At 66.7% G+C, this 26,681-nt stretch carries 29 protein-coding genes; 19 read left to right on the top strand and 10 right to left on the bottom strand.

All coding sequences use genetic code 11. The features are described 5' to 3' along the window. The first annotated feature begins 133 nt into the window (after nucleotides 1–133). The 5 genes from acs to BV210_RS15965 all read left to right on the top strand — a co-directional run bounded on the left by acs (nucleotide 134) and on the right by BV210_RS15965 (nucleotide 5,085). On the top strand, nucleotides 134–2,113 hold the full coding sequence (acs, locus tag BV210_RS15945) for an acetate--CoA ligase (RefSeq protein WP_077207605.1): 1,980 nt from the start codon (nucleotides 134–136) through the stop codon (nucleotides 2,111–2,113). 100 nt (nucleotides 2,114–2,213) lie between these two features. Continuing rightward, nucleotides 2,214–2,684 (top strand): DUF4212 domain-containing protein, encoded by a 471-nt coding sequence (locus BV210_RS15950; protein ID WP_077207606.1) that lies wholly within the window; start codon nucleotides 2,214–2,216, stop codon nucleotides 2,682–2,684. Beyond that, the gene (locus BV210_RS15955; protein ID WP_077207607.1) at nucleotides 2,681–4,318 is read left to right on the top strand and encodes a VC_2705 family sodium/solute symporter; all 1,638 of its coding nucleotides are present in this window, start codon (nucleotides 2,681–2,683) and stop codon (nucleotides 4,316–4,318) included. The genes BV210_RS15950 and BV210_RS15955 overlap by 4 nt, the downstream gene beginning before the upstream one ends. Before the next feature lie 3 nt (nucleotides 4,319–4,321). After that, nucleotides 4,322–4,804, top strand: coding sequence for a universal stress protein (locus BV210_RS15960; protein WP_077207608.1), 483 nt, complete (start codon nucleotides 4,322–4,324; stop codon nucleotides 4,802–4,804). A 65-nt stretch (nucleotides 4,805–4,869) separates the two neighbouring features. Further along, entirely contained in the window at nucleotides 4,870–5,085 is a 216-nt protein-coding gene (locus BV210_RS15965) for a hypothetical protein (RefSeq protein WP_077207609.1), read from the top strand. A 31-nt stretch (nucleotides 5,086–5,116) separates the two neighbouring features. On the opposite strand, the gene BV210_RS15970 is transcribed toward BV210_RS15965, so the two are convergent. Both BV210_RS15970 and BV210_RS15975 read right to left on the bottom strand, forming a co-directional pair. Continuing rightward, a complete protein-coding gene (locus BV210_RS15970; RefSeq protein ID WP_077207610.1) occupies nucleotides 5,117–5,545 on the bottom strand; it encodes a universal stress protein in 429 nt (142 codons plus the stop codon). A 96-nt stretch (nucleotides 5,546–5,641) separates the two neighbouring features. Beyond that, nucleotides 5,642–6,520 (bottom strand): oxaloacetate decarboxylase, encoded by an 879-nt coding sequence (locus BV210_RS15975; RefSeq protein ID WP_077207611.1) that lies wholly within the window; start codon nucleotides 6,518–6,520, stop codon nucleotides 5,642–5,644. A gap of 130 nt (nucleotides 6,521–6,650) precedes the next feature. Between BV210_RS15975 and BV210_RS15980 the strand changes: the two genes are divergently transcribed. The 3 genes from BV210_RS15980 to BV210_RS15990 all read left to right on the top strand — a co-directional run bounded on the left by BV210_RS15980 (nucleotide 6,651) and on the right by BV210_RS15990 (nucleotide 9,277). Continuing rightward, nucleotides 6,651–7,085 carry a hypothetical protein gene (locus BV210_RS15980; protein WP_077207612.1) on the top strand — a complete coding sequence of 145 codons (435 nt, stop codon included), beginning with the start codon at nucleotides 6,651–6,653 and terminating at the stop codon, nucleotides 7,083–7,085. Between the two features lie 337 nt (nucleotides 7,086–7,422). Beyond that, nucleotides 7,423–8,973, top strand: a complete 1,551-nt coding sequence (locus tag BV210_RS15985) for an acyl-CoA carboxylase subunit beta (protein ID WP_077207613.1) — start codon at nucleotides 7,423–7,425, stop codon at nucleotides 8,971–8,973. Beyond that, entirely contained in the window at nucleotides 8,954–9,277 is a 324-nt protein-coding gene (locus BV210_RS15990; protein ID WP_371340798.1) for an acc operon protein, read from the top strand. The genes BV210_RS15985 and BV210_RS15990 overlap by 20 nt, the downstream gene beginning before the upstream one ends. A gap of 1 nt (nucleotide 9,278) precedes the next feature. Here BV210_RS15990 and BV210_RS15995 read toward each other — a convergent pair whose 3' ends face one another. The 3 genes from BV210_RS15995 to BV210_RS16005 form a co-directional block, all read right to left on the bottom strand. Further along, entirely contained in the window at nucleotides 9,279–9,527 is a 249-nt protein-coding gene (locus BV210_RS15995; RefSeq protein ID WP_077207615.1) for a hypothetical protein, read from the bottom strand. An 81-nt stretch (nucleotides 9,528–9,608) separates the two neighbouring features. After that, entirely contained in the window at nucleotides 9,609–11,552 is a 1,944-nt protein-coding gene (locus BV210_RS16000; RefSeq protein ID WP_077207616.1) for an ATP-binding protein, read from the bottom strand. 102 nt (nucleotides 11,553–11,654) lie between these two features. Continuing rightward, nucleotides 11,655–12,131, bottom strand: a complete 477-nt coding sequence (locus BV210_RS16005) for a cupin domain-containing protein (RefSeq protein ID WP_077207617.1) — start codon at nucleotides 12,129–12,131, stop codon at nucleotides 11,655–11,657. 127 nt (nucleotides 12,132–12,258) lie between these two features. On the opposite strand from BV210_RS16005, the gene BV210_RS16010 reads away from it, so the two are divergent. Further along, complete coding sequence (locus BV210_RS16010; RefSeq protein ID WP_077207618.1) at nucleotides 12,259–14,112, top strand: acetyl-CoA carboxylase biotin carboxylase subunit; 1,854 nt, start codon at nucleotides 12,259–12,261, stop codon at nucleotides 14,110–14,112. A gap of 27 nt (nucleotides 14,113–14,139) precedes the next feature. Here BV210_RS16010 and BV210_RS16015 read toward each other — a convergent pair whose 3' ends face one another. Then, nucleotides 14,140–14,583 carry a MaoC/PaaZ C-terminal domain-containing protein gene (locus BV210_RS16015; RefSeq protein ID WP_077207619.1) on the bottom strand — a complete coding sequence of 148 codons (444 nt, stop codon included), beginning with the start codon at nucleotides 14,581–14,583 and terminating at the stop codon, nucleotides 14,140–14,142. A 100-nt stretch (nucleotides 14,584–14,683) separates the two neighbouring features. On the opposite strand from BV210_RS16015, the gene BV210_RS16020 reads away from it, so the two are divergent. Further along, nucleotides 14,684–15,619 (top strand): biotin--[acetyl-CoA-carboxylase] ligase, encoded by a 936-nt coding sequence (locus tag BV210_RS16020; protein ID WP_077207620.1) that lies wholly within the window; start codon nucleotides 14,684–14,686, stop codon nucleotides 15,617–15,619. On the opposite strand, the gene BV210_RS16025 is transcribed toward BV210_RS16020, so the two are convergent. From BV210_RS16025 to BV210_RS16035, 3 genes are all read right to left on the bottom strand, one after another. Further along, nucleotides 15,616–16,083, bottom strand: a complete 468-nt coding sequence (locus BV210_RS16025; protein WP_077207621.1) for a universal stress protein — start codon at nucleotides 16,081–16,083, stop codon at nucleotides 15,616–15,618. The two genes, BV210_RS16020 and BV210_RS16025, sit on opposite strands and share 4 nt — an antisense overlap. A 67-nt stretch (nucleotides 16,084–16,150) precedes the next feature. After that, nucleotides 16,151–17,188: an amidohydrolase family protein gene (locus BV210_RS16030; protein ID WP_077207622.1), complete on the bottom strand. Its 1,038-nt coding sequence runs from the start codon at nucleotides 17,186–17,188 to the stop codon at nucleotides 16,151–16,153. Beyond that, complete coding sequence (locus tag BV210_RS16035; protein WP_077207623.1) at nucleotides 17,185–18,417, bottom strand: HD domain-containing protein; 1,233 nt, start codon at nucleotides 18,415–18,417, stop codon at nucleotides 17,185–17,187. Before BV210_RS16035 ends, BV210_RS16030 begins: the two co-directional genes overlap by 4 nt. 105 nt (nucleotides 18,418–18,522) lie before the next feature. Between BV210_RS16035 and BV210_RS16040 the strand changes: the two genes are divergently transcribed. From BV210_RS16040 to asd, 8 genes are all read left to right on the top strand, one after another. Continuing rightward, nucleotides 18,523–19,344, top strand: coding sequence for a hypothetical protein (locus BV210_RS16040; protein ID WP_077207624.1), 822 nt, complete (start codon nucleotides 18,523–18,525; stop codon nucleotides 19,342–19,344). Nucleotides 19,345–19,425: 81 nt separating this feature from the next. Continuing rightward, nucleotides 19,426–20,418 carry a 2-phospho-L-lactate transferase gene (cofD, locus tag BV210_RS16045; RefSeq protein WP_077207625.1) on the top strand — a complete coding sequence of 331 codons (993 nt, stop codon included), beginning with the start codon at nucleotides 19,426–19,428 and terminating at the stop codon, nucleotides 20,416–20,418. Then, nucleotides 20,415–21,191, top strand: a complete 777-nt coding sequence (locus tag BV210_RS16050) for a tRNA-dihydrouridine synthase (protein WP_077207626.1) — start codon at nucleotides 20,415–20,417, stop codon at nucleotides 21,189–21,191. Before cofD ends, BV210_RS16050 begins: the two co-directional genes overlap by 4 nt. Then, nucleotides 21,188–22,057: a triphosphoribosyl-dephospho-CoA synthase gene (locus tag BV210_RS16055; protein ID WP_077207627.1), complete on the top strand. Its 870-nt coding sequence runs from the start codon at nucleotides 21,188–21,190 to the stop codon at nucleotides 22,055–22,057. The genes BV210_RS16050 and BV210_RS16055 overlap by 4 nt, the downstream gene beginning before the upstream one ends. After that, nucleotides 22,054–22,536 carry a hypothetical protein gene (locus BV210_RS16060; protein WP_077207628.1) on the top strand — a complete coding sequence of 161 codons (483 nt, stop codon included), beginning with the start codon at nucleotides 22,054–22,056 and terminating at the stop codon, nucleotides 22,534–22,536. The genes BV210_RS16055 and BV210_RS16060 overlap by 4 nt, the downstream gene beginning before the upstream one ends. Continuing rightward, on the top strand, nucleotides 22,529–23,134 hold the full coding sequence (locus tag BV210_RS16065) for a DUF447 domain-containing protein (RefSeq protein ID WP_077207629.1): 606 nt from the start codon (nucleotides 22,529–22,531) through the stop codon (nucleotides 23,132–23,134). The genes BV210_RS16060 and BV210_RS16065 overlap by 8 nt, the downstream gene beginning before the upstream one ends. Nucleotides 23,135–23,215: 81 nt before the next feature. Further along, entirely contained in the window at nucleotides 23,216–23,407 is a 192-nt protein-coding gene (locus tag BV210_RS16070) for a 30S ribosomal protein S17e (RefSeq protein WP_077207630.1), read from the top strand. A gap of 108 nt (nucleotides 23,408–23,515) precedes the next feature. Continuing rightward, nucleotides 23,516–24,553, top strand: a complete 1,038-nt coding sequence (gene asd, locus BV210_RS16075; protein WP_077207631.1) for an aspartate-semialdehyde dehydrogenase — start codon at nucleotides 23,516–23,518, stop codon at nucleotides 24,551–24,553. Between the two features lie 256 nt (nucleotides 24,554–24,809). Here the strand turns inward: asd and BV210_RS16080 are convergent, their stop codons facing one another. After that, nucleotides 24,810–25,517: a helix-turn-helix domain-containing protein gene (locus BV210_RS16080; RefSeq protein WP_077207632.1), complete on the bottom strand. Its 708-nt coding sequence runs from the start codon at nucleotides 25,515–25,517 to the stop codon at nucleotides 24,810–24,812. A 375-nt stretch (nucleotides 25,518–25,892) separates the two neighbouring features. On the opposite strand from BV210_RS16080, the gene BV210_RS16085 reads away from it, so the two are divergent. Further along, complete coding sequence (locus BV210_RS16085) at nucleotides 25,893–26,627, top strand: hypothetical protein (protein WP_077207633.1); 735 nt, start codon at nucleotides 25,893–25,895, stop codon at nucleotides 26,625–26,627. Nucleotides 26,628–26,681 lie beyond the last annotated feature (54 nt).

Consider the following 26,681-nt stretch of genomic DNA (forward strand, 5'->3'; position numbering starts at 1 on the left):
TCGACGCCCGATGAACGCCAGTTGGGTTCGTTCGTGTTCTCGCCCGACAGGTCGGCGACCGGTGGTTGCGTCACGGGTTAGCATAATTAGAGCCGTTTCTTTAGGGGGATGTCGTGAATGATGGTGATGGACCATGTCCGAGGAATCCGAGGGTGAACTCGAAGCCCGACTTCCGGAGGGGGAGAGCTTCGAGCCGCCCGAGTCGTTCGTCGAACAGGCGAACGTCACCGACGAATCCATCTACGAGGAGTTCGAGGAGAACTGGCCCGACTGCTGGGAGCGGGCCGCAGATCTGCTGGACTGGGAGGAACCGTACGATCAAGTACTCGAGGACGGTGACGCCCCGTTCTACGAGTGGTTCGTAGACGGGAAGCTCAACGCGTCGTACAACTGTCTCGACCGCCACGTCGAGGACGGCCGCGGCGACGAGGTCGCCATCGAGTGGGTCGGGGAACCGACCGACGAGACGCGTACGTACACGTATCAGGAACTGCTCGACGAAGTCGAGGAGTTCGCCGCCGCGCTGCGCGAGCTCGGCGTCGAGGAAGACGACGTGGTGACGATGTACATGCCGATGATCCCGGAACTGCCGGTGGCGATGCTTGCGTGTGCCCGGATCGGCGCACCCCACTCGGTCGTGTTCGCGGGCTTCTCGGCGGACGCGCTGGCGACCCGGATGAACTCCGCGGACTCGGAGTATCTCGTCACCTGTGACGGCTACTACCGCCGCGGTGACCCGCTCGACCACAAGGACAAGGCCGACGAGGGGCTTGGCGGTGTGGAACACGACGTAGACACGGTCGTCGTCGACCGACTGGGCGAGGAACTCGACCACGACCTCGACGACGACCAGCACGACTACGACGACCTGATCGCCGACCACGCGGGCGCGTCGGTCGATCCGGTCACCCGGGACGCCGAGGACATGCTGTTCCTGATGTACACGTCGGGGACGACGGGCAAACCCAAGGGCGTGAAACACACGACCGGCGGGTATCTGTCGTACGTCTCGTGGACCTCTCACGCCGTGCTCGACGTCAAGCCCGAGGACACCTACTGGTGTTCGGCCGACATCGGCTGGATCACGGGCCACAGCTACATCGTCTACGGCCCCCTCGCGCTGGGGACTTCGACGGTGATGTACGAGGGGACGCCGGACTACCCCGAGAAGGACCGGCTCTGGGAGATCGTCGACGACTACGACGTGACCCAGCTCTACACCGCGCCCACCGCCATCCGGGCGTTCATGAAGTGGGGCAAGGAGTACCCCGAGCGCCACGACCTCTCGAGCCTGCGCCTGCTCGGCACCGTCGGGGAGCCGATCAACCCCCGCGCGTGGAAGTGGTACTACAAACACATCGGCGACGAGTCCTGCCCGGTGGTCGACACCTGGTGGCAGACCGAGACCGGCGGGATGATGGTCACCACCCTGCCCGGCGTCAACGAGATGAAGCCCGGATCGGCCGGGCCGCCGCTGCCGGGGATCAGCGCGAACGTCGTCGACATGCAGGGCGAGGAGGTCCAGCCCGGTGAGGCCGGCTACCTCACGGTGGACAAACCCTGGCCCGGCATGCTGCGGACGCTGTACCAGAACGACGAGCGGTTCATCGAGGAGTACTGGCAGGAGTACTCCGACGAGGAGGGCGACGAGTGGGTCTACTTCCCCGAGGACGGTGCGAAGATCGACGACGACGGCTACATCACGGTGCTGGGCCGCGTCGACGACGTGATCAACGTCTCCGGCCACCGGCTCGGCACGATGGAAGTCGAGAGCGCCATCGTGGGCGTCGAGGGCGTCGCCGAGGCGGCAGTCGTCGGCGGCGACCACGAGATCAAAGGCGAGGCGGTCTACGCCTACGTGATCACCGAGGACGGGTACGAGGGCGACGACGACCTCCGACAGCGGATCGTCGAGGGCGTCGAAGACGCCATCGGCCCCATCGCTCGACCCGAGGAGGTCATCTTCTCGCCGGAACTCCCGAAGACCCGGTCGGGCAAGATCATGCGTCGCCTGCTGGAAGACATCGCCAACGGTGACGAACTCGGGAACACGAGCACGCTGCGCAACCCCGATATCGTCGAGGATATCGCCGGCAAGGTCGGGCAGGACTGAGGACCCGACCCACGACCACTCACGCACGCGACACAACGACGACACCACCTGACTTTCGCACAGACACGAACCACCGACGACTCCATCACACGACCGAAATATGAGAGAGAAAGACACGCACGATTCGCCGGACGGTACGGCGACCGGAGACGACGAGTCCCCGGTCGCCCAGACCGACGGCGGTACGGTATCGCAGGCCGCACAGGAACACCAGCAAACCGACTACCTCGACAGCGAGGTCAACCTCCTCAGGCCCAGCACGCGGTTCATGCGGGACCACCTGAAACTGGTCTGGGGGAGTTTCATCGCCTGGATCCTCGCCACGTGGGGGCCGGTCGTCGCGACCTTCCTCGCCCCGGGGACGATGACGTCGCTGACGATTCTCGGCTTCCCGGCGCACTACTTCATGGTCGCCTTCTTCGCCCCGACGAGTTCGCTGATTCTGGCGGCGATCTACGCCCACCGGCGTGACAAACTCGACGAGAAGTACGGTATCAACACCGGACAGACGGCCGAGAAACCCAGCGGCCCCGAGGAGGCGGCCGCCACTGACGGAGGTGTGAACGAATGATGCTGCCGTTGCAGGCCGACGCGCTGAACATCTCGTTCAAGCCGATCGGTGCGGCCATCGTCTTCCTGATGATGGCCTCGTTCCTCGCTATTGGCTACCTGTTCCGGGTCGCCGACACCGAGGGGATGTGGGTCGCTGGCCGTGGCATCGGCTACGTCGAGAACGGCATGGCCATCGCGGCCAACTGGATGTCCGCGGCGTCCTATCTCGGGATGGCAGGGCTGATCGCCCTCTCGGGCTTTTACGGACTGGCCTTCGTCGTCGGCTGGACGACGGGCTATTTCGTCCTGCTGATCTTCCTGGCCGCGCAGATGCGCCGGTTCGGGAAGTACACCGCGCCCGACTTCGTCGGTGACCGCTTCAACTCCTCGCTTGCCCGCGCCATCGCGGCGTTCACGACGATCCTCATCGCGTACGTCTACTCGGTCGGACAGGCAAGCGGGATGGGCCTCGTCGGCCAGTACGTCTTCGGGCTCGACTTCGTCCCGATGGTCATCGTGATGATGGCGATCACGGTCGGCTACCTCGCGCTCTCGGGCATGCTGGGAGCGACCAAGGGGATGGCCCTCCAGTACGTCATTCTCATCGTCGCGTTCCTGGTCGGCGTCTTCGCCGTCGGCTGGACCCAGCAGGGCTGGATCGTCCCGCAGATCCAGTACGGCGCGATGATCAGCGAGCTGTCGACCCAGTTCTCCGAACCGTTCGTCAACGCGCCGTTCTACGTCTGGGTCGCGACGGCGTTCTCACTGATCTTCGGGACGTGTGGTCTCCCACACGTTCTGGTGCGGTTCTACACGGTCCAGAACGAGCGGACCGCCCGCTGGTCGACCGTCTCCGGACTGTTCTTCATCATGCTCCTGTACTGGTCGGCCCCTGCAATGGCCGCGCTGGGCGTCGACCTGTTCGCACAGGTCAACAACATCTCGCCCGACGCCGTCTTCGCCGCCGCCGACGCCGGCGGGATGTCCGGGGCGGAAGGTGACGTGATCGTCGTGCTGGCCGCGCAGTTCGCCAACCTGCCCCAGTGGCTGGTCGGCTTCGTCGCGGCCGGCGCGATGGCCGCAGCGATCGCGACCACGGCGGGCCTGTTCATCACGGCCTCCTCCGCGGTCGCCCACGACATCTACACCGAACTCATCAACCCCGACGCGACCCAGCGCCAGCAGGTCCTGCTCGGCCGCGCCACCATCGTCGGCATCGGTGCCCTGGTGACGCTCACCGCGCTCGACCCGCCGGCGCTGATCGGCGAACTCGTCGCGCTGGCGTTCTCGCTGGCCGCGCTCGTCCTGTTCCCGATGTTCTTCCTCGGTCTCTGGTGGGAGAACACGAACCGACAGGGCGCACTCGCCGGGATGGTCACCGGGCTGACGATCTGGATCCTCGCCGTCGTCAACGACCTCATCATGCCGTTCAGCGAGGTCTACGGCGAGTTCGTGCCCGCGATCGGTGCGGCCCTGCCCGGCACGCCGCTGGTCTTTGCCGTCACCATCGTCGTCTCGCTGGCGACCACCGAACCGCCCGAGAAGACCAAGAAGATGGTCCGGCAGTGTCACAGCCCGAAACCGATGGGCCAGCAACAGACCGCAGAAGACGTCGTGAGCGCCGACGGGGGCCAGACCCCCGCGGACGACTGAACCATGTACGACAACATCCTCGTTCCCACCGACGGGAGCAAGACGGCACGGTACGCGGTCGATCAGGCGATCGACATCGCCTCGAAGTACGACGCGACGGTCCACGTCCTCTACGTCGTGGACGTCGACGCCACCAGCTACTCGCTGGGGACAGAACAGGTCGATCGCATCCGACAGGGCAACCTCGACGACATGCCCGAGGTGAAGGAAGCAGCCGAGAAAGCGACCGGATACGTCGCCGACGAGGCCGCCGAACACGGGCTGACCGTCGAGGAACACATGCGCGTCGGCGAACCCGCACGCGCCATCCGGAAGTTCGTCGAGGACAGCGACATCGACCTGATCGTCATGGGGAGTCACGGCCGGTCGGGACTCTCCCGCGTCATCCTCGGGAGCGTCACCGAGAAGGTCCTGCGACGGACCCGACTGCCGGTGCTCGTGGTCGACGCTGGCGGCGACGAAGACGACGAAGCACAAGCGGAATAGCCACCCACTCCCTTACACCCGAGCATGACCCGCCCACACACGCTGGCGATCCGAGGTGACCGGCGATGAGTCTCGTCGATAGCATCCGCGATCACGTCCGGGAACACCGTTCCGGGATGGTCTCGGATCTGCTGTTCGCCCTGGTGTGGGTGACGCTCGTCGAACTGTTCTTCCGGTTCGTCGACGGCCCGCAGTGGGCCTACTACATGTTCATGCTCGCAGGCATCCTCGCCTACTTCGGCTTCTTCTGGTCGCTGGAACTGGCGCGCGAACAGCAGTAACGCGGTTCGCCGCCCGTTCCCGCCCCTCGGATCAGGCTCGCGGAACCGCCAGCACGGGGACGTTCGCCTTCCTGACGAGCGCGTCCGTGACGCTACCGACCCGCTCGCGCTCGACGATCCGTTTGCCTGTGGTGCCCATCGTCACGATGTCGGCGTCGATCTCGTCCATGTATCTGAGGATCTCCTCGTCGGGTACACCCACCCGGATGGCCGTCTCCGTGTCGAGGCCTGCCTCGCGAATCTCCTCTTCCAGGTCCGCGATGGCTCGCTCGCCCTCGTCTTCGAGTTTCTCGTTGATCTCACCCATCGCCAGCCCGGGCGCAGCGTTGGCGACGCTCTCGTCGACCACGTAGAGAACGTGGACCGTCGCGTCGTGGCGGCTCGCAGTGTCGGTCGCGTGCTCGACCGCGCTGGCGGCGACCTCGCTTCCGTCCGTCGGGAGGAGTACGGTTTCGTACATACAGAGTAAAATACGATGGCTATCGGCTTAATACAATCTCACCATTCCAGAATTCCGAGAATGTGTTCGTCTCCGGTTCTCGTCTCCCTCTGGGGGTCACTCCTCCGGCGCGTATTGCCGTTCCACTTCCCGATAGCCGTCGGCGTCGACCACGTCCTCGAAGGCCTCGAAGGAGACGCCATCGACGGATTCGGTCGTCCCCTCGCTCGCCAGCGTCTCGTAGGCGTTCTGCATCGCCCTCGTGGCCGCGAACAGCGCGGACAGCGGGTAGACGGCGATGTCGAACCCGATCTCGTCGAGTTCAGCGGCCGACAGTTCAGGGGTCTTCCCGCCGTCGACCACGTTGGCGAACGTCGGCGCGTCGATCTCCGCGGCGATGCGCTCCAGTTCCGCCCGGGACTCGGGGGCCTCGACGAACACCACGTCCGCGCCGGCGTCGGCGTAGGCGCGACCGCGGTCGATGGCCTCGTCCAGCCCGTGTACCGCGCGGGCGTCCGTGCGGCCGACGATCACCAGATCCTCGTCGCGCTCCGCGCGGAGGTCCGCGGCCGCGCGAATCCGCTGGACGCCCTCCGCGGCCGGAACGACGCGCTTCTCGTCCATGTGGCCACAGCGTTTGGGCCACTCCTGATCTTCCAGGATGATCCCCGCGACGCCGGCGTCGAGACATTCAGAGACCGTGCGCCGAACGTTCACCGCCGACCCGTAGCCCGTGTCGGCGTCCGCCACCAGCGGCACGTCGACGCTGCCGGCGATTCGGTCGATCCGATCGACGTTCTCCGCCATCGACATCATGCCGAGATCGGGGAGCCCAAGCGTCGACGCCGCGATCCCGAACCCCGAGGTGAAGACGGCCTCGAACCCGGCCCGCTCGGCCAGCCGGGCCGAGAGCGCGTCGTGGACCCCCGGCAACGCGACGATTCCGTCACCGTCGACCACCGCCCGGAACTGCGCGGCTTGGGACTGTGCTGTCATGGCTCGGTCGAGGACACGCGCCCGCCTAAGCGTTGCCGATTCCCCTCATTTCCTGGCCGTAGTCGCCACCTACTGATTGAACGGACGATAGTTTTTATTACCAAATATTATCGAGGAGGGAACAGATGCCATGCTCGACTGGACCCAGTGCCGGCGGTGGTTGCTCAGGCAACGCACGACGGGAATCTGTTATCTCTACGGACTGTCGACGCTGGCGTTACTGACAGTCTACTACGGATTTCCGCCGATCCCCGTGACCCACGGCGGGCAGACGGCGATCCTATTGGCGGCCGAGATCTGTCTCCTCGGGCCCGCGATCTGTGGCTACCTCGGCGTCGGCCCGGCCTACCCCGTCTACGGAACGGTCGTGTTCGTCTTCGCGCTGGTCGTCAGCAAATCGGTCGCGCTTCCGCTGGCGGGCCTTCCCGGTCTGGGTATCGCGACCGTCCTGTTCTCCGTGTCGATTCTCACCGGCGGTCTTCTCGGGACTGTCGGGTACGCTATCGGTCGCGCGACCGGCAACCGTGCCGACGACAGCGCCCACCTCCTCGGCCGGTCGATGTAGTTTCCCTGCTCTCGGGTCAGTCCCCGCTCGAATCGAGGTCGAAGACCTCGCGTTCCCCGTTCGCAATTCGGAAGGACTCGCGTTGCTCGTGCCTCCCCGCTCACGGCTCCCTGCGTTCTCGCGGGCTCTGCCCGCTCGAATCGAGGTCGAAGACCTCGCGTTCCCCGTTCGCAATTCCGGAGGCTCTCCCTTCGGTCGAGCCTCCCCGCTCACGGGTCGTTCCTCCCCGTTCGCAATTCGGAAGGACTCGCGTTGCTCGTCCTTCCCACTCCGGAAAACATTTTTCACCCTACTTCGTGTTCACTCCCAAGATGGACCAACGGGGACGTGATACGCGATGACGATAGAGGACCGCGTCGAAGAGCTCCGCGAACGCAAACGCGAGGCCGAACTCGGCGGCGGCGAGGACCGCATCGAGGCCCAACACGACCGCGGGAAGATGACTGCCCGCGAGCGCGTCGACTACTTCCTCGACGACGGTACCTTCAACGAGGTCGATCAGCTCCGGGAACACCGCTCGACCAACTTCGACATGGACGAGCGGGAGATGCCCGGCGACGGCGTCGTCACCGGCTACGGCGAGGTCGACGGCCGGAAGGTGTTCGTCTTCGCCCACGACTTCACCGTCATGGGCGGCTCGCTGGGTGAGGCCTTCGCCCAGAAGGTCTGTAAGATCATGGACAAGGCCATCGAGACCGGCTGTCCGATCATCGGCCTCAACGATTCGGCGGGCGCTCGCATCCAGGAGGGCATCGACTCGCTGGCGGGCTACGCCGACATCTTCCACCGCAACCAGCTCGCCTCCGGCGTCGTCCCCCAGATCTCGGCGATCATGGGCCCCTGTGCCGGCGGCGCGGTCTACTCCCCGGCCATCACGGACTTCATCATGATGGTTCAGGACACGAGCCACATGTTCATCACCGGGCCGGACGTCATCGAGACGGTCACCGGTGAGGAAGTCGGCTTCGAGGAACTCGGCGGGGCACAGACCCACGCCACGGAATCGGGCGTCTCACACTTCACGGCCCAGGCCGAGGAGGAGGCGCTGGACGACATCGCCTATCTGCTCTCCTTCCTCCCGCAGAACAACGTCGAGGACCCGCCCCGCGTGGAGCCGTGGGACGACCCCGAGCGGGAACCCGACGACCTGATGGACATCGTGCCCGACCAGCCACAGAAGCCCTACGACATGCGGGACGTGGTCGACAGCATCGTCGACGAGGGGTCGTTCTTCGAGGTGGCCGAGATGTTCGCGCGCAACCTCACGATCGGGTTCGCGCGGATGGACGGCCACGCGGTGGGCATCGTCGGGAACAACCCCCGCGTCAACGCGGGCACGCTCGACATCGACGCCTCGGTCAAGGGCGCGCGCTTCGTCCGGTTCTGTGACGCGTTCAACATCCCGATCCTGACGTTCGTGGACGTGCCCGGGTTCATGCCCGGTACCGATCAGGAACACGACGGGATCATCAAACACGGTGCGAAACTGCTGTACGCCTATTCGGAGGCCACCGTGCCGCTGCTGACGGTGATCACCCGGAAGGCCTACGGCGGGGCCTACGACGTGATGGCCTCGAAACACGTCGAGGCGGACATGAACTACGCCTGGCCGACCGCCGAGATCGCCGTCATGGGGCCGGAGGGCGCGGTGAACGTCCTCTACGACGACGAACTCGCGGACGCCGACGACGTCGAGGCCCGGCGGCAGGAACTCATCGACGAGTACCGCGACGCCTTCGCGAACCCCTACACGGCCGCAGAACGCGGGTTCGTCGACGACGTCCTGGAACCGAAGGACACTCGCGCCCGCCTCATCGACGACCTGGAGATGACCCGCGGAAAACGCAAGGACACCCCCGACCGCAAACATGGCAACATCCCGCTCTGAGATGGCCGAGGAGAATACACCGTCCCAGATCGGCGAGGACGCCTTGCTCGCGGCCGTCGAAGCGGCGCTCGACGACGCCGAGCCCGACGAAGCGGCCGCCGTCGCCGCTGCCATCGGCGCTCACGTACGGGATCAGGAACTCGCGGCGGCCGCCGCGGCCGACGGGGACAGCGGTCCCAACTGGTCCGACGGCAAGTGGAAGTTCGCGAGCAAAGTGGCGCGTAAGCGTCGCCGCTCGGTCCGGGTGCCGACCGACGCGCCGACAGACCCCTGGACTGCCGCGGGACGAGCGGACCGGATGTGATCTAGGACTGTGAGTGCCAGTAGTCGACCGTACGGTACAGCAGGTACAGCACGGCGTTGAGCAGTCCGGTGAGCGCGAAGACGCCACCCAGTACCCAGAAGACGCGGGCGAAGACACCGATCTCGGTCAGTCCGAACGCGAAAAACAGGGAGATGATCGCCCAGACCAGCAGTATCGCGGCGATGCGAGCCCCTTCTTCGACGTAGGTCGATACCGACTGTGCCGGCGGAGTGGGTGGTGAATCGGACACGCTGTGCCAGTTCGACGGCGGACACATAAGCCGGCCGGATGGACAAACTGCGACTTGACATATCGGTCGGGTCGATGGCGGTCACGCGGTCGAGGGTTGCATGATGAACGAAAACGTCGTCCCGTCGTCCCCCGAATCGACCCAGATCTCTCCGCCGTGGTTGTGGACGATCTTCTCACACAGCGCGAGGCCGACGCCGGTCCCTTCGCTGTCGCGACTCGTCTCGAAGAGGCCGAATATCTGATCCTGTTCTTCGGGCCGGATCCCGGGGCCGTTGTCGGACACGGAGACGACACAGCTTCCGTCGCACTGCTCCGCCGTGACGTCGACGACGACCGGTTCGCTGTCGGCGTGTTCGATAGCGTTCGAGAGCAGGTTCTGGAAGACCTGTTCGAGCCGCGTGCGGTTTCCGACGACGGGGGGCAGGTTACCGACCGAGACATCCACCTCGCTCGACTCGTGTGATCGCTTGCAGTCTCGAACGACCGTCTCGACGACATCGTTCAGGTCGACCACTTCGTCGATCTCGCCGCCGTGGTCGACGCGGGCGTAGGCCAGCAGATCCTCGATCATTCGCTGGGCCCGCTCGCTCCCCTCTGCTGCGAATTCGAGGAAATCGTCGGCGTCGTCGTCGAACTCCCCGGCGTACCGGCGCTCTAGTAACCCGAGGTAGTTCGAAACCGTCCGGATCGGCTCTTTGAGGTCGTGTGACACCGCCTGGGCGAACTGCTCCAGTTCCCGGTTCGACCGTTCGAGTTCCGCGACCGTCGCTTCGAGTTGTTTGCGCTTGTCCTCGAGTTCCCGCTGGCGGGCCTTCTCCTCGGTGATGTCGCGTATGACCGCGGTGAACAACTGGCTGCCGTTGACCTGTGTCGTCCCGTACGAGAGGCCGATATCTATCGTGTGACCCGACTCGTGGACGGCCGGTAGTTCGACCCAGCTCCAGTCGAGTTTGCGCGTGCCGGTCTCGAGATACCGTTCGACCGCAGCGTAGTGGTCGTCCACGAGTCGGTCGGGGATGAGTACGTCCATGGACTCACCTTCGAGTCGGTCCGGCGCGTATCCGAAGACGTCTTCGACCGTGTCGTTCGCGAACTGGATCGTGCTGGATTCGTCCATGGTCAGGACGGCGACCGACGCGTTCTCCGTGAGCGCCTGGAAGCGGTTTCTCGTCTTCTTCAGTTCCGCGTTCGTGGCTTCGAGCTGGTGTTCGCGATTTTTGAGCTCCGTCACGTCCTGTCCGGTGGAGATGACACGGACGATGTTCTCGCCGGTGTCGTCGTAGATCGGCGTCGAATTCATCGACACCCAGATCGGGCCGTCGTCGGGTGGCTCTATGTAGAGCAATTCGTCGCGAACGGGCGCACCGGTCCGGAACGCTTTCACTGGCGGGAGTTGCGGTCGATCGTACGGGGTCCCGTCGGGGTGATAGACGTGGTGGTCCTCGAGAGCTTCGGTGAGAGGTTCGTCGCTGGCGATTCCGAGCAGCTCGCGCCCCCGGTCGTTCGCCTGGATCAACTCGCCGTCGATGTCGTGGACGACGACGCCGACCGGGACGAGGTTGATGAGCTGTTCGAGGAGGTCCCGTCGCTGGAGGCGGGTCGTCTTGTGGACCGTTTCGACGACGGTGTCCGTCAGTCGCTGTTCGGCGGACTCGTCAGATCGCAGGACGTACTCGGAGACGTCTGCCGAGATAGCCCGGGTCGCCGTTTCGATGGATTCGTCGTCGGTGTAGAGGACGAACGGGAGGTTCGGATGCTGTTTCCTGACCGACTCCAGGAGGTCGATTCCGTCGGAGTCGGCGAGGTCGTACTCCGCGACGAGACAGTCGACGTCGTCGTTCTCGACGACCGCTCGCGCGTCTTCGGCCGCGGTCGCCGTCTGGGTACACAGGTGGTCCGTCGCCTGTTCGAGTCTGGTCGTGATCGCCCCCGCTTTCGATTCGGACCCGACGTAGAGAACGGTCGTCCCCGGCGGAATCACGAGGTGTTCTCTGTCGCTCGACTGTGTGTGTGTATCTCCCATGCTACTCCCGCATACGTGATGTGTGGGACGGTTCACAGAAAAGCGTACTGTGCGCTCACCGGACAGAAACACCCCTTCTCGGGGTGTGCTCGTCGCCCGCCGCTAGACGCTCATCGTCTCGCCGCACTCGGGACAGCGCAGGCCGCCCCCGTCGCCGGCTTCGATGTCGACGCCCATCGCGTCGACGTCCTCGCAGTTCGGACAGGGAACGGGCACGCGGAGCTGGTCCCAGTCGTGACGCCTGCCGGGCGCACCGATGGCCAGCACGACGGCCTGCTCGTCGCTCTCGTTCTCGCCGTGGTGGTAGTCGCCCGGCGCGAAGCGAATGACTTCGCCGGCCGCGACCTCCTGTGACCCCGCCTCGGTGTCGAACGTCACGGTCCCCTCCAGCACGTAGAAGATCTCCTCCTGATCGAGGTGGGTGTGGTAGCCGCCGTCCGGGGCTTCGCCCGGAGCCAGCGTGTAGTGGTTCATCGCCACGTCGGTCGTACCCAGTGCGTCGGCGAGCGCGCGTGCGCCGTCGGTCGCGTCCAGCGGATGCGGAAACGGTTCGAGGTCCTCGACTGTGACGTGTTCCATCGTAGGGGAGCGGTCGTCGGTCTCCGTGATAAAGATACGCAAACGGCGAGGGGTATCGCGTGCCGAGGATAGCGCTGGCCTTCCGTGGTCGCATACCTTTAAGGCCCAACTCGCGGTACAGACCGACATGTTCGATACGGTTCTCGTCGCGAATCGTGGAGAGATCGCCGTCCGGGTGATGCGCGCCTGTGAGGAACTGGGGATCGACACGGTCGCTGTCTACAGTGAGGCGGACAAACACTCCGGCCACGTCCGGTACGCCGACGAGGCCTACAACGTCGGACCGGCCCGTGCGGCAGACTCCTATCTCGATCACGACGCGATCATCGAGGCCGCACAGAAGGCCGGCGCCGACGCGATCCACCCCGGCTACGGCTTCCTCGCGGAGAACGCCGAGTTCGCCCGCAAGGTCGAAGCCACCGAGGGCGTCACCTGGGTCGGCCCCGCCGGCGACGCGATGGAGCGTCTCGGGGAGAAGACCAAGGCCCGCAACGTGATGAGCGACGCCGACGTGCCCATCATCCCCGGGACCGACCCCATCGAGGAACCCGAGGCGGTCCGGGAGTTCGCCGAGGAACACGGCTATCCCATCGCCATCAAGGCCGAAGGTGGTGGCGGTGGCCGCGGGATGAAGATCGTCCACGAGGAGAGCGAGATCGAAGAGCAACTCGAGAGCGCCAAGCGCGAGGGCGAGGCCTACTTCGACAACGATTCGGTCTTTCTGGAGCGGTATCTGGAGGATCCGCGCCACATCGAGGTGCAGATCATCGCCGACCACCACGGCAACGTCCGGCATCTGGGCGAGCGTGACTGTTCGCTCCAGCGCCGCCACCAGAAGGTCATCGAGGAGGGCCCCAGTCCCGCCCTCGACGACGAGCTGCGGGAGAAGATCGGTGAGGCGGCCCGCCGCGGCGTCGACGCCGCCGACTACTACAACGCCGGGACCGTCGAGTTCCTCGTCGAGGAGGATCCGGATCGGGATCCCGACGAGGTGCTGGGCGCGGACGCGGACTTCTACTTCCTCGAAGTGAACACCCGGATTCAGGTCGAACACACGGTCACCGAGGAGATCACGGGCATCGACATCGTGAAGTGGCAGCTCCGGGTCGCGGCGGACGAGGAGATCGGCTTCGCACAGGACGACGTGGAGATCGACGGTCACGCCATGGAGTTCCGCATCAACGCCGAGAACGCGGCGGAGGACTTCGCGCCCGCGACCGGCGGCGAACTCGACGTGTACGACCCGCCGGGCGGGATCGGCGTGCGGATGGACGACGCGCTCCGGCAGGGCGACGATCTGGTGACCGACTACGACTCGATGATCGCGAAACTGATCGTCTACGCCTCGGATCGCGAGGAGTGTATCACCCGTTCACAGCGGGCTCTCGCGGAGTACGATATCGACGGCATCCCGACCATCATCCCGTTCCACCGGCTGATGCTCGAAGACGAGGCCTTCGTGAACGGCAAACACCACACGAAGTATCTCGACGAGGAACTCGACCCCCAGCGGATCGACGAGGCCCAGGAGAAGTGGGGCAGCGGGGACGCCGGCGGCGACGGCGAGGAGGACGACGAGGTCGTCGAACGCGAGTTCACGGTGGAGGTAAACGGCAAGCGCTTCCAGGTCAACCTCGAAGAGCGCGGCGCGCCGCCCATCCCGACCAGCGCCGGCAACGGCGGTGGCGGGACCCAGCCCCAGCGTCCCTCCGGTGGATCCGGTGGCGGCGGTGGCGGTGGTGGCGGCGGGCAGGCCGCGGCCGCCGAGGGCGAGCAGGTCACCGCCGAGATGCAGGGCACAATTCTGGAAGTCAACGTCGAGGAGGGCGACGAAGTGGCCTCCGGTGACGTGATCTGCGTGCTGGAAGCGATGAAGATGGAGAACGACATCGTGGCTCCCGCGGGCGGCACCATCGAGCAGGTCGCCATCGCCGAGGGCGAGAGCGTCGACATGGGCGACCTGCTGGTCGTCATCGACTGACGGATCGAGAGCAGTGACCGCCCGGAGTCAGTCGTCCCCGCGTCGCCGGACGACCAGGTCGGTCACCATCGTCATGGCGGGTTCGCCGTCGACGTGTGCCGAGAGTTCGTAGTCGGCGTAGCCGTGGGCGTCGGTGTGGTCCGGGACCGTCTTTTCGAGGAGTTCTCCTCGCACGACGAGCGTGTCGCCCGGCCGGACTGGCTGGTCGAACTCGACGCGCTGGATGTAGCGAGCGCCGCGGTTGGCCACGTCGGACAGCCACGCGTCGACCCAGTGCCGCATGGCGACCGCGATGGTGTGGAGCCCGCTGGCGATGACGCCGCCGTGGATCGACTCGGCCGCGGCGTCCGGATCGGCGTGGAACCGCTGTGGATCCCACTTCTCTGCGAACGCGACGATTTCCGCCTCCGTGAGCGTCCGCTCGCCGAAGGTGTCCGACGCACCGACCGAGAGGTCCTCGAAGTAACGCATGACTGCGCTTGGATCCCGGAGCGGATAAATCCGGTCGGCACACTCGGGGCAATCAACCGCGGTCGCCGGACACTTACTCTCCGCGGGTGAACGCCGGGGTATGCAGGACACGCGCCGCCGCGTCCTCGACGCTATCGCCGACGGGCCGGTACCCGGTCCCGAAATCGCCGACCGACTGGACGTGTCACGCGCCGCAGTCTGGAAACACATCGAGGCACTCCGGGAGGCGGGCTTCTCGATCGAGGGCGGCGACGCCGGCTACGAACTCGTCACCGTCCCCGAGTTCGGCGGCGAAGCCGTCGCGTTCGGTCTCGACGCGCCCTTCGAGGTGGAGTACCACGATTCGATCCCGAGCACGAACGACCGCGCCCGGGAACTCGCCGCCGAGGGCCGGGAGAACGTGGTCGTGCTGGCCGACGAACAGACCGGTGGCCGCGGCCGACTCGACCGCGAATGGGCGGCCCCCTCCGGGGGCATCTGGCTCTCGATTCTCCTCCGACCGACGGTTCCGCCCGCCGACGCACCGGCATTCACGTTGGCGGCCGCGGTGGCGACCACCCGCGCAGCGCGCGAGGCCGGTATCGACGCGACGATCAAGTGGCCTAACGACGTGCTGGTGACCGATGGCGACGGACGAGACCGCAAACTCACGGGAATCCTCACGGAGATGGAGGGCGAGGCCGACAGAGTCTCGTGGATCGTCGTCGGCATCGGGATCAACGCCAACGTCGACGCCGGAGACCTCGTCGAGGGGGCGACCAGCCTCCGGGAGGAGAACGGTGACGTGAACCGGCGGGTGTTCACCCAGCGCGTGCTGGAGGAGTTCCACGACCTGGGCTCGGACCTCGATTCGGTCGTGCCCGCGTGGCGCGACCTCGCGGACACGCTGGGTCGGCGGGTCCGGGTCGACACGCCCGGCGGCGAGGTGGTCGGCGAGGCCGTCGACGTCGAGTTCCCCGGTGCGCTCGTCGTCGAGACCGACGACGGTCGCGTCCGCGTCAGCGCAGGGGACTGCGAACACCTCCGGCCGATCTAGGCCTTCATCTCCGGTTCCCGGTCGGTGACGGGTGACTCCTTGACTCGAACCGTCATCACCGGGACGGGCGCGCGTCGGACGACGCGCTCGGCGACGCTCCCCAGCAGGAGCCGATCGATGCCGCCGCGGCCGTGTGTCCCCATCACGATCAGATCACAGTCGTCCTCGTCGGCGTGGTCGACGATCGCCCGGTGTGGCCTGTCCTCGACCACGATCCGTTCGACCGGTGCCTGATCGTCGACGATCCGTTCGACCTCGTTCAACGCGCTCGTGGCCTCTTCGTACAGCAACTCCGAGATCCCCTCCCAGCTGGTCTCCATCGGCAGGCTAGCGAACCCCGCCGCGTCGACGACGTACAGCGCGTGGATCAGTGCGTCGTGGCGAGCCGCCACCTCGGCCGCGTGGTCGATCACCGGCTCCATCTCCGTCGAACCGTCCGTCGGCAGGAGGATGCGATTGTACATTGTTATCTATTACCAACCTTGGACACCGACGGGCTTAACTGTAACTCGGAACGGCGGGGGGTCGCGTTCAGTCGGGGGTTTCCAGGACGACCTCGCGTACGTCGTCGATGCCAGCGCGGCGGACGACGGCACGGACGGGGTTCTGGTAGCCGGTGAGGTTGTCCGAGTCGCCGTCGAGGACGAACAGTCGAGCGTCCCGGTCCTCCTCGATGACCCCGCAGTTCAGGTCAGCGATCTCGGCCCCGTGGTGGGTCGCCATCTTGAGGACGTACCGGGCCGAAACCTCGGAGAGTTTCGCGGCGAACTCCATCTCGCGGAACATCGAGGGGCTGTTGAGCATCACGTTGTCCGTCCCGAGCGCGACCGTGGTGTGTTCGGCCAGCTCGGCGATATCGGGCGTGCCGACGCCGGTCACGAGGTTCGAGCGCGGGCAGACCACGATCGGGACGTCCCTGTCCGCGACGCGTTCGAGGTGGATCCGCTCGGGGTGGACCATGTGGACCAGAAAGTCCGGGTCCAGATCGAGCGCGCCGTTGATGTCGTCGGGGTCGCGCTCGCCAGCGTGGATGCCGAACAGTTTGCCCGCCTCGCGCGTCGCGGTCCGTTCGCGGCCGAACTCGCCGTCGCGGGCCCCGCTCGCGCCGAACCCGTCGGCGGCCTCCATGGCTTCGATCTCCTCGCGGCCCAGCGTCACGGACTCGATGTCCAGTCCCTCGACGGCTTCGGCCATCGCCCGGACCCCCTCGACGCCGCCCTCGCGGAATCCGATGCAGGCCGCCGTGCCGCTCCCCTCCATGAACGAGAGCGAACGCTCCATCGCCGCGACGGTCTCCTCGTGGCTGGCTTCGCGGAGGAGTCGGTGTTTCAGGCCGTCCGGTGGCGCGACCAGTTCGTCCAGGTCCAGTCCCTCACCTGCCTCCTTGGCGATGGAGTCGCCGATGTGGGTGTGGGCGTTGACGAACGCCGGGACGACGATGTCGTCGCTCTCGACCGGTTCCTCCTCGATCCCCGCGATCTGCCCGTCGGCGACGATCACACGTCCCTCGGTCGCCTCGAACTCTTTCCCTCGAAGGATAGTTCCCTCGATAGTACGGCGATCGCTCATTCTCGCACCTCCTGGAAGTCGTCGAGTGTGGTGTGGACGCCCGGACGCGTGTTGCTGACGAGCGACCCGTCGATGTCCAGTCCGAGGACACGGGCGGCGGCGTGGCCGACCCGTTCGGTCACGTCTTCGGGCGCGTAGACGCCCAGTCGCCACTGGTCGCGCTGGACGGCCCGGAGCGCCGAGACGAGGGTCGACTGGTCGCCCAGCGGCCGGATCTCCCCGTTGACGATCACCCGACTCGTCGTCTCCTCGATCTCGGGCCGGCCGGGCACGTCGAGGATCACGTCGGCCGGGTCGACCTCGGCCTCGGCGGCGATCTCGCGCTCGGCCTCGACGATTTCCGCGTGGTCCCGCTCCAGCAGGTCCTCTGGCACGTCGCCCATCTCCGCCCAGACTGCCCGCTTCAGCAGATCCCGCTCGGTGAGCCGGCGGGCGGTCTCGGCGGTCACCTCGCACTGGCGCAGGCCGACGAGCAGGTCGTGGTCGTCCATCCGACGCATCTCCTCGGCGGTGGTGTCGGCCTCCTCCAGCAGGCGCTCGGCCCCCCGCCGAAGCATCGACTTGGAGATACGGGCAGTGTGGTGGCTGTACACCGTCGGCGTCATCAGCGCCCGGGCGACCAGCAGACTCTCGGCGGTCTGGACGTTGCCCTCCGCGAGGACGAGTTCCCCGTCGACGAATGAGAGTTCCCGGACCAGCCGCTCGTGGTCGATGGTACCGTAGGGGACGCCGGTGTGGTGGGCGTCGCGGACGAGGTAGTCCATCCGATCCACGTCGAGTTCGCCCGAGATCAACTGGCCCAGCTTGCCGTCGCCGGCCACGAGGTCGGCCACGGCGTCGGGGTTGAGGCCGTGATCAGAGAGTACGCGGGCGACTGCGCCCGATTCCAGCAGTTCGTGGACGTCGTCGTGCCATTTCCCGGTGTGGCGGTGGACGACGGACTCGACGTTGTGGCTGAAGGGCGCGTGGCCCACGTCGTGCAACAGGGCGGCGGCGCGGACGCGTTCGGCCTGCTGTCCTTCGACGTTGAGGTGAGCCAGTGCCTCGTCGGCGAGGTGGTAGACGCCGAGGCTGTGCTCGAAGCGGGTGTGGTTGGCGGAGGGGTAGACCAGCGTGACGGTGCCGAGCTGGCGGACGTGCCTGAGCCGCTGGACCGGCGGCGTGTCGAGCAGGTCCGTCGCGACCCCGCGCACCTCGATGTGGTCGTGGACACTGTCCTTGATATCCATTACGCCGGGCTTTGGCCCGCCGCCACTAAACTTCACGCGTCACCGGACGAATTTCCACGGGCCGAAGCCGTCCCTTTCAAGACGGGTGCCGGTGTGGCCCCGGACGTGAACCGCAACCGTGTCGTCCTGATCGCTCTCGTCGCTGCCGTCGCCCTCGCGGGCTGTGGCGGCCTCGGCGGCGACTCCGGGACGCCGACGGAGACGCCCGCAAACGGATCGAACGCGACGACCGACTGGCCCGACACGACAACCGCGACCGACGGTCCGTACGACCTTCCGCTGAACGGGTCCGAGATCCGGGATCGCCACCGAACTGTCCTGGACGACGGAACCTTTAGCTATCGCCAGAACGCGGTCGTCCGTGCGGCCGGATCGGGTGCCGTGCGCGAGTACACGAACCTGTCGGCTCAGGTCGATCGCACGACCGGAGAGTACCGGTACTTCCAGAACGTGACGAGGACGAACCCGACCGCCGCGTACGTCGACGCAAATGGGACGGCGTATCTCCGGGAACGCGGCGACGGACAGATCGCGTACGACCGCCAGACCGGGGCCAGTGGGAGTACGGACGCCTATCTCTATCCCGAGATCAACCGGTACCTCAGGGGCCTGTCCTACGAGTACGAGGGCACCGAGCGAGCCAACGGTGAAACCGTCCACGTCTACGCGGCGAACGGCACGGACGGACTCGACCCCGACGCACACGGTCTGACCGCGCTCGATTCCGCCTCCCTCACGGAACTGTCGGCCGAACTCCGCGTGGCCGAGGACGGATCGATCCGCACCTTCCGCTACGACGTGACCGGGACGAACCCGCAGGGGAGCCGCGTCCGATACGTCGTCGCAGTCGAGTACGCAGGCGTGGGCTCCACGGCCGTGTCGGAGCCGTCCTGGCTCGACGAGGCCAAAAACGTCACTGGCGAGTAGGCCAGCGACGCCCGGGACGTGGCGTGCGCTCGCGGTTGCCCCTGGCGAAAGGATTTACCGCGCCGATTCCCGACGACGAGTATGGTCACGTTTCTCTCCGGGGGGACGGGCACGCCGAAACTCCTCCGGGGCGCGGACGATATCTTTCCGCCGGCCGAGACGACCGTCGTCTGCAACACCGGCGACGACGTGGAACTCGGCGGGCACCTCGTCTGTCCGGACGTCGACACCGTCCTCTTTCTCGGCGGCGACGAACTCGATCTCGATACGTGGTGGGGCATCGCCGACGACGCTACCGTCACCGACGACGAACTCCACCGCCTCGCCGACGCCGCCGGTCTCGACGGTGGCCCGCGGTACCTCCCCGACGAGCAGCAGACTTCGGGTCGGGAGATCGCACGCTGGCGGCGCTTCTCCGGCGTCGCGGAGTTCATGCTGATCGGCGACCGCGACCGCGCGGTCCACCTCACCCGCACCGGCCTCCTCGACGAGGGCCACACGCTCACCGAGGTCACCCGGACACTCGCCGATGCCTTCGATACGCCGTGGGAGGTGCTGCCGATGAGCGACGACCCCGTCGCGAGCATCGTCCACACACCCGACGGGCCGATGCACTTCCAGGAGTTCTGGGTCGGCCGCGACGGCGACCCGACCGTCGAGTCCGTCGAGCTCCGGGGCGGCACCGAGGCGACCGCGACCGACGCTGTGCTGACGGCCCTCGACGACCCCGTCGTCGTCGGCCCCTCGAATCCGATCACCAGCATCGGTCCGATGATTTCCGTCGAAGGAATCGAGAGTGCGCTCCGGGAGACGCCGGTCGTGGCAGTCTCCCCGTTCGTCGAGGATCGGGTGTTCTCCGGCCCGGCGGCGAAACTGATGGCCGCCGAGGGGTTCGATCCCTCGACCGCTGGCGTCGCCGAGGCCTACGACTTCGCGGACGCGTTCGTCCTCGACAGTGAGGACGGCACCGACCTCGACCGGCCGGTCGTCCGGACCGACACGCGACTCGACACCGAGGCCGACGCCCGTCGAGTGGCCGAAGCTTGTAAGGACGCGCTGGAGGTGGTCGCGTGACTGCCCCATCGCCACCGGAACCGCTCGACTTCCGACCGCGGGTCGCGCTGGCGAGTCTCTCCGGGGAGTCCGACGCAGAGTGGGCCGCGGCCGGAAGCGAATACGCCGGTGCGGCTGTCCTCGGGGGTATCGCGCTGGACGAACCCACCCGCGAGGCCGCCCGCGAACTCGTGGACCGAGACCGCACGGAGTTTCTGCCGGCCGATCCCGTCGCGTTCGTCGACGAGCAACTGGCCGCCCTCTCGGATGTCCCGATCCAATCCGGGTTCAACGCTCGGACCACGGAGATGACTCCACTCCGTGACGTTGCGCGGGTCTGTCGCGACCGCGACGCGTTCGTGGAGATCAACGCCCACTGCCGTCAAGACGAGATGTGCGCGGCCGGTGCGGGCGAGAGCCTGCTCCGGGACCCGGATCGACTCTGCGAGCAGGTCCGCGAGGCGGCCGAGACCGGAGCCGCGGTGAGCGTCAAGGTCCGGACCGAGGTCCCGGGGGTCGACCTGCCGGCGCTCGCGGAACGGGCCGAAGCCGCCGGCGCGGACGCGGTCCACGTCGACGCGATGGACTCCGAATCCGTCGTCGGCGAGGTAGCCGCGGCGACGGGGCTGTTCGTGATCGCGAACAACGAAGTGCGGGACCGCGAGAGCGTGCGGGAGTACCTCGATTACGGCGCGGACGCCGTGAGCGTCGGCCGGCCCAGCGACGAGCCGGCGGTCCTCGAACGCGTCCGGGAGGCCACGAGGGCCTGGTTCGCCGGGGAGGTGGAACCGTGACCTCCACAGGTTCGGGCGTCGAGCCACCGCCGGGGCGCACCGTCGTCGACGACGCCCAGCTCGCCCTCCTGCTGGAGGTGGCGGGGACGCCGAAACCCGGCAACGTGGATCGGGCCCACGACTACGACGACCTCCGGTTCGAGCACTTTCTGGCCGGCGGGATCGGCGCACGCCGCGGTCTCGAACTGGCCGCAGATGGGAAGCGCCTGGGCCGGGCCTTCGAGCGTGCCGTCGCGGGGATGAGCCAGCAGCGAGGCGGCAACAGTCAATTCGGGGCCCTGCTCGTCCTCACCCCGCTGGTTCGGGCGGCCGCAGAGGGCGAACTCTCGGGCGAACGGGCCGGGGAGTTCGCCGAAGCCACGACGGTCGCCGACGCCGCCGATTTTTTCCGCGCCTTCGAACACGTCGACGTGGCCGTCGACGACCCGCCCGAGGGGATGGACGCGCTGGACGTACGCCGCGGTGCGGAGGCCATCCCAGCCGTCGAGGAGCGAGAGCTGACGCTGTACGACGTGATGGAGCGCTCCGCCGAAGTCGACGGTATCGCTCGGGAGTGGACTGGCGAGTTCGAGCGGAGTTTCGACGCGGCCGAGCGGTTGCTCGAGCTCGACGGCCCCGTACCCGACCGCGCGGCGCGGGTGTTCCTCGAACTGCTGGCCGAGGAGCCCGACACGTTCGTCGCGACCAAGCACGACCGCGAGACCGCCGAGCGCGCGAGCGAGCGCGCGGCTGCGGCGCTCGCCGGTGACACCGTCCCGGCGGCGCTGGCCGACGAGTTCGTCGCCGAGGGGATCAATCCGGGGACGACCGCCGACCTCACCGCCGCGGCGCTGTTCGTCGCGCTCGAACGGGGGCTGGACGTATGAGCGACGACGAGGCGGACTGGCCCGATCCACCGGGAGCGCTCGGAGAATCTGACTCGGACGGCGGCCGCCTCCCGATCACCGCGGAGGGCGGGACGCTGGCCATCGGCGCGGGCGTGACGGTGGCCGTGCTGGGCTACGCTGCCATCGCGTTGCTGACGGGCATCGAGCGGTCGGCGACGCTCTCGACGGTGCTTCGGCCGGGCGCGCTCGGGCTGTATCCCGGCGCTGTCCTCGCGGGCTGGCTCGATGGCGGGTCGCTCCGCCGGACCGCCGACACCGGCTTCCGGACTGTCTTCGTCGGGACGACGCTCGCGCAGGGCGTGCTCTTCCTGCGGGCCGACGCGCCTGCAACCTTCCTCCTGCTGGGACTGATGGGCGTCGCTGTCGCCTACGCGCTGCCCGCGACGCTGTTCGGCGCGGCCGGTGGCGCACTCCGCCGGTGGGTCGAGGATGACCCGGAGGTGGATCCCGATGTCTGAGGCCTGGCCGGTCGAACTGCACGGCGTCACCGAGTCCGTCGTCACGACGCTGGGCCCCAACGACCGCTGGAACGTCGCCGCGCTGGGGCTGCACGCGCCCGAGGCTGACACTGCGGGTGGCGATTCGGACGAGGGGCCCGTCACCGCACGAACGTGGGGCCGGACCAGGACCTGGCGAAACTTCCGCGAGCGCGGCGAAGGGTACGTCCAGTTCACGACCGATCCCGTCACCTTCGCCGAGGCGGCGATGACCGTCCGCGAGGTTTCCGATCCAGTACTATCGAGCGCCGACGCCTGGACGCGGGTCACGGTCGAGGAGATCGACGCGGGCGCGGAGGGCGACACGGAGTGGGTCGAGTGGGCGCTCGAACCCGTCGAGACGGGCGTCGAGCGCGAGACCGTCCCGACGACCAACCGGGGCTACTACGCCGTGATCGAGGCCACCGTGGCGGCCTCCCGGCTGGACGTGCCCGCCTACGATCGCGCGGAACTGGAAACGCGACTCGACTACTTCGCCGACGTGGTCGAGCGCTGTGGCGGCGAACGCGAACGGGCGGCGATGGAACTCGTTCGGGAGAACTCGTCCTGGGACGGTTGACGGGTCACTCTCCGTATCGCCGTTCGGTCCGGGTCGCCTTTCGAACCCTTTTTCAGAGTTGGGCCAGCACGTACGACCAACATGGCAATCAAACCGGCCTACGTCAAGAAGACGGGGAGAACACTGCTGGAGCGATACCCCGACGCCTTCGGACACGACTTCGAGCACAACAAGGAACTGGTCACGGAACTCACCAACATCGAGTCCAAGGGCGTCCGCAACCGCATCGCGGGTTACATCACCCGCAAACAGGGCGCAGAAGTCCCCGCGTAATCGATCTCTCCTTCGATTCTCCCGCCGATCAGTCCCAACGCTTCCGCGTTCTGACGCGACCACTTTCCAAACCGTTTTGAGGTGTCCCGGCCGTAGCTGTGGGTACCAATGACAGTACGTGTAGGCGTTCTCGGCGCGACTGGCGCAGTCGGACAGCGACTTATCCAGCAACTCGATCCCCACCCGGACTTCGAACTCGCCGCCCTGACCGCCAGCGAGGCCAGCGCGGGCAAGTCCTACCGCGAGGCCGCGAAGTGGCGCGTCGATAGCCCCATCCCGGCCGACGTGGCAGACACGACCGTCGTCGCGACCGACCCCGACGAGGTCCCGGACGACGTGGATCTGCTCTTCTCCTCGCTCCCCTCAAGCGTCGGTGAGGCCGTCGAACCCGAGTTCGTCGAGCAGGGCTACGTCATGTCCTCGAACTCCTCGAACTTCCGGACCGACGAGGACATCCCGCTCACGATTCCGGAGGTCAACGCGGACCACCTCGGCCTGATCGAGGTCCAGCGCGACGAACGCGGCTGGGACGGGGCCCTCGTCAAGAACCCCAACTGCTCGACGATCACGATGGTCCCGCCGCTGGCCGCGCTGGACGAGGCCTTCGGCCTGACCGACGTGCGCGTCTCCACCCTGCAGGCCGTCTCCGGCGCGGGTTACTCCGGCGTCAGCTCGATGGAGATCATCGACAACGCCATCCCGCACATCGGTGGCGAGGAGACGAAGATGGAGACCGAGAGCAAGAAGTTGCTCGGCGAGTTCGACGGCGCGGAAGTCCAGTGGAACGACGCCGAGGTCGCCGCCTCCTGTAACCGCATCCCGACGCTCGACGGCCACCTCGAGAACGTCTGGGCCGACACCGAAGCGGACGTGTCCGTCGAGGAAGCCGCCGAGGCCCTGCGCGAGTACCCCAGCATCGACCTCCCCTCCTCGCCCGACCAGCTCATCACGGTCTTCGAGGAACCCGACCGTCCCCAGCCACGTCTCGACCGCAACCAGAACGACGGCATGGGTATCGCCGTCGGCGGTATCCAGGAGACCGAGAACGGACTCCAGTTCAACTGTCTCGCCCACAACACCATCCGCGGTGCGGCCGGTGCGTCCGTGCTGAACGGCGAACTGCTGCTGGAAGAAGGCTACCTCTGAACCTTTTTCCCGTCGTTCGAGAGAGCGGGGCTCTCTCGTGATGACGAAAGGCGCTTCGCGCCTTTCGAACCACTCGGGTGGCCTGCGGCCACCGCTCGCGGCAAAAACGTTCATGAAAAAGGCCGCTCGCGCGCCGATGGCGCGCTCGCGGTTGCTGTGCTCGTGACTCCGCACTGCAAACCGCTACCGCGACCCCACAGCACCCCGACTGCATTGCACCGCTACGGTTTGCTGTCTTCTGTGAGCAGGTCCGTTCTCAGGAACTGCCGAGCGGTCGCATGGTCTCCCGGGCGGTCGTGTCGTAGCCCGCGGGGACGATCTCGGTCACGAACTGGCTCTCGATGGCCTGGAGGTGTTCGGCGACGGTACCGGCCGAACAGTCGAGTTCGGCGGCGATCTCCTCGCAGGTCACCTCGCGGGGAATCTCGTAGTACCCCTTCTCGACGGCCTTCCGGACGACTTCCCGCTTGCGTTCGGTGAGCCCCGAGAACAGCGTCTTGCTCTCGGGGTCGTAGGTTCCGATCCGGAGCAGGTCGACCGACACGCCGTCGGGGATCACGTCCATCATCTCCCGGAGCGCGGCGTCTTCGGCGATCAGCGTCACCTTCAGACTCGACTGTGACGGTTCGACGAACTCAAGCGGGTACTCCGGAAGCACGGCGAACTCGTCGAGGACCGTCAACAGCGAGTCGACCAGTTCCGTCGGGTGGAAGTGACACCGCAGCAACTTCCCGTCGTCGGTGTCCGTGAGCTGATAGTCGATAACGTCCTCGTCGGTCTCCTCGATCGCGTCCAGAATCGCCCCGGTCGATCCGTTCAACTCGTGTAACAGCACCACTGTCCCGTCCGACAGAAGCGTGATGTTCCGAAGTGCGACCATCGTCACCCCACGGTCGCGAAGTGCGGCTTCCTTCTGATGGAACCACCCCCTGTCCGGCGTTAGCACGAACGTCCCGTACCTCATGTTCTATTAGGTGAAATCCTGAGTGATAATGGTTCGCATTGACGGTCCGATCCGTCGGGGGCCGACGAGGCGATTTCTGACACCTCATCGACAGTACGCGCCGGTTCCGAACAGCACGTCTCACGCGGCCGACCGGTCGGGTCCGGGAGCGCTGGCCGGGCCGGAATAATCGCCTGTTACCGGAACGCATAGTTTGCACTTAGCGGCCACGAGCCGACGCGCTGGCCGTCGAACCGCCGCCCTGTGGCGTCCGTTCGCCGTCGGTCGGTCACGCCTCATCGCCGGATAAGACGAAGCTGTTGTCACCGTACTGTCGTCCTTCCAGCGTGAATGGTCCCACCGCTTTATCGCGTTGTTCGTGGTTCACCTTCGACGATGCCGCGGTACTATCCGCTATTGTTGCTCGTTGCACTGGTCGTCGTCACCGTGGGGGTCCAGCCCGCGGAGACCGAACACGCTCACGAGTCCGTCGACGCCGCCCGGCTGTCCGGCAGTGGGGTGGACACACAGGCCGACCGATCGGGTACCGTCGACGCGGTCGAACTCACGACCCCGGATCGGGCGCGGATCGGAACGACGGTCCGCGTCGAAGCCGTACTGGAAAACGAGGGGTCGGATCCCGCGACCCGTACCGTCCAGTTCGTCATGGCCGGGAGCCGCTACGCGCGCCACGAGGTGACGCTCGACCCCGGGGAGCGCACGACGCTCACTTTCGAGCAGAACACCATGGGGATCGGACTGGAGCCCGGGGAGTACTACACCGGTGTGCTGGTCGGCGACCGCGGCGAGATGGCCCCGCTCACGCTGACGAGAGGGTTCGACATCGACGAGATCGACGCCCCGGAATCGGTGACGGCCGGCGAGACGTTCACGATGACCGCGTCGGTGAAGAACTACGACGATTTCGAGGACACCCAGCGAATCGAGTACCGCCTCGACGGGGAGGTACTCGCCGCGAAACCGTTCACGCTGGACGGGACCGAGGAGCGCGGGTTCAACGTCACCGTCGACACCGACGGAGTCCGGCCCGGAAGCTACGTCCACGGGCTCGTCGCCAACGGAACCGGCTCCCACGGAACCATCACCATCGAACCGGACGAAGAGGAGTAGGCCGCCCCGCTCGGCGTCAACCACGATTCACCCCTTTTAAGCCCGCATCGTGGC

It is taken from the genome of Halorientalis sp. IM1011 (assembly GCF_001989615.1).
Lineage (GTDB): Archaea > Halobacteriota > Halobacteria > Halobacteriales > Haloarculaceae > Halorientalis.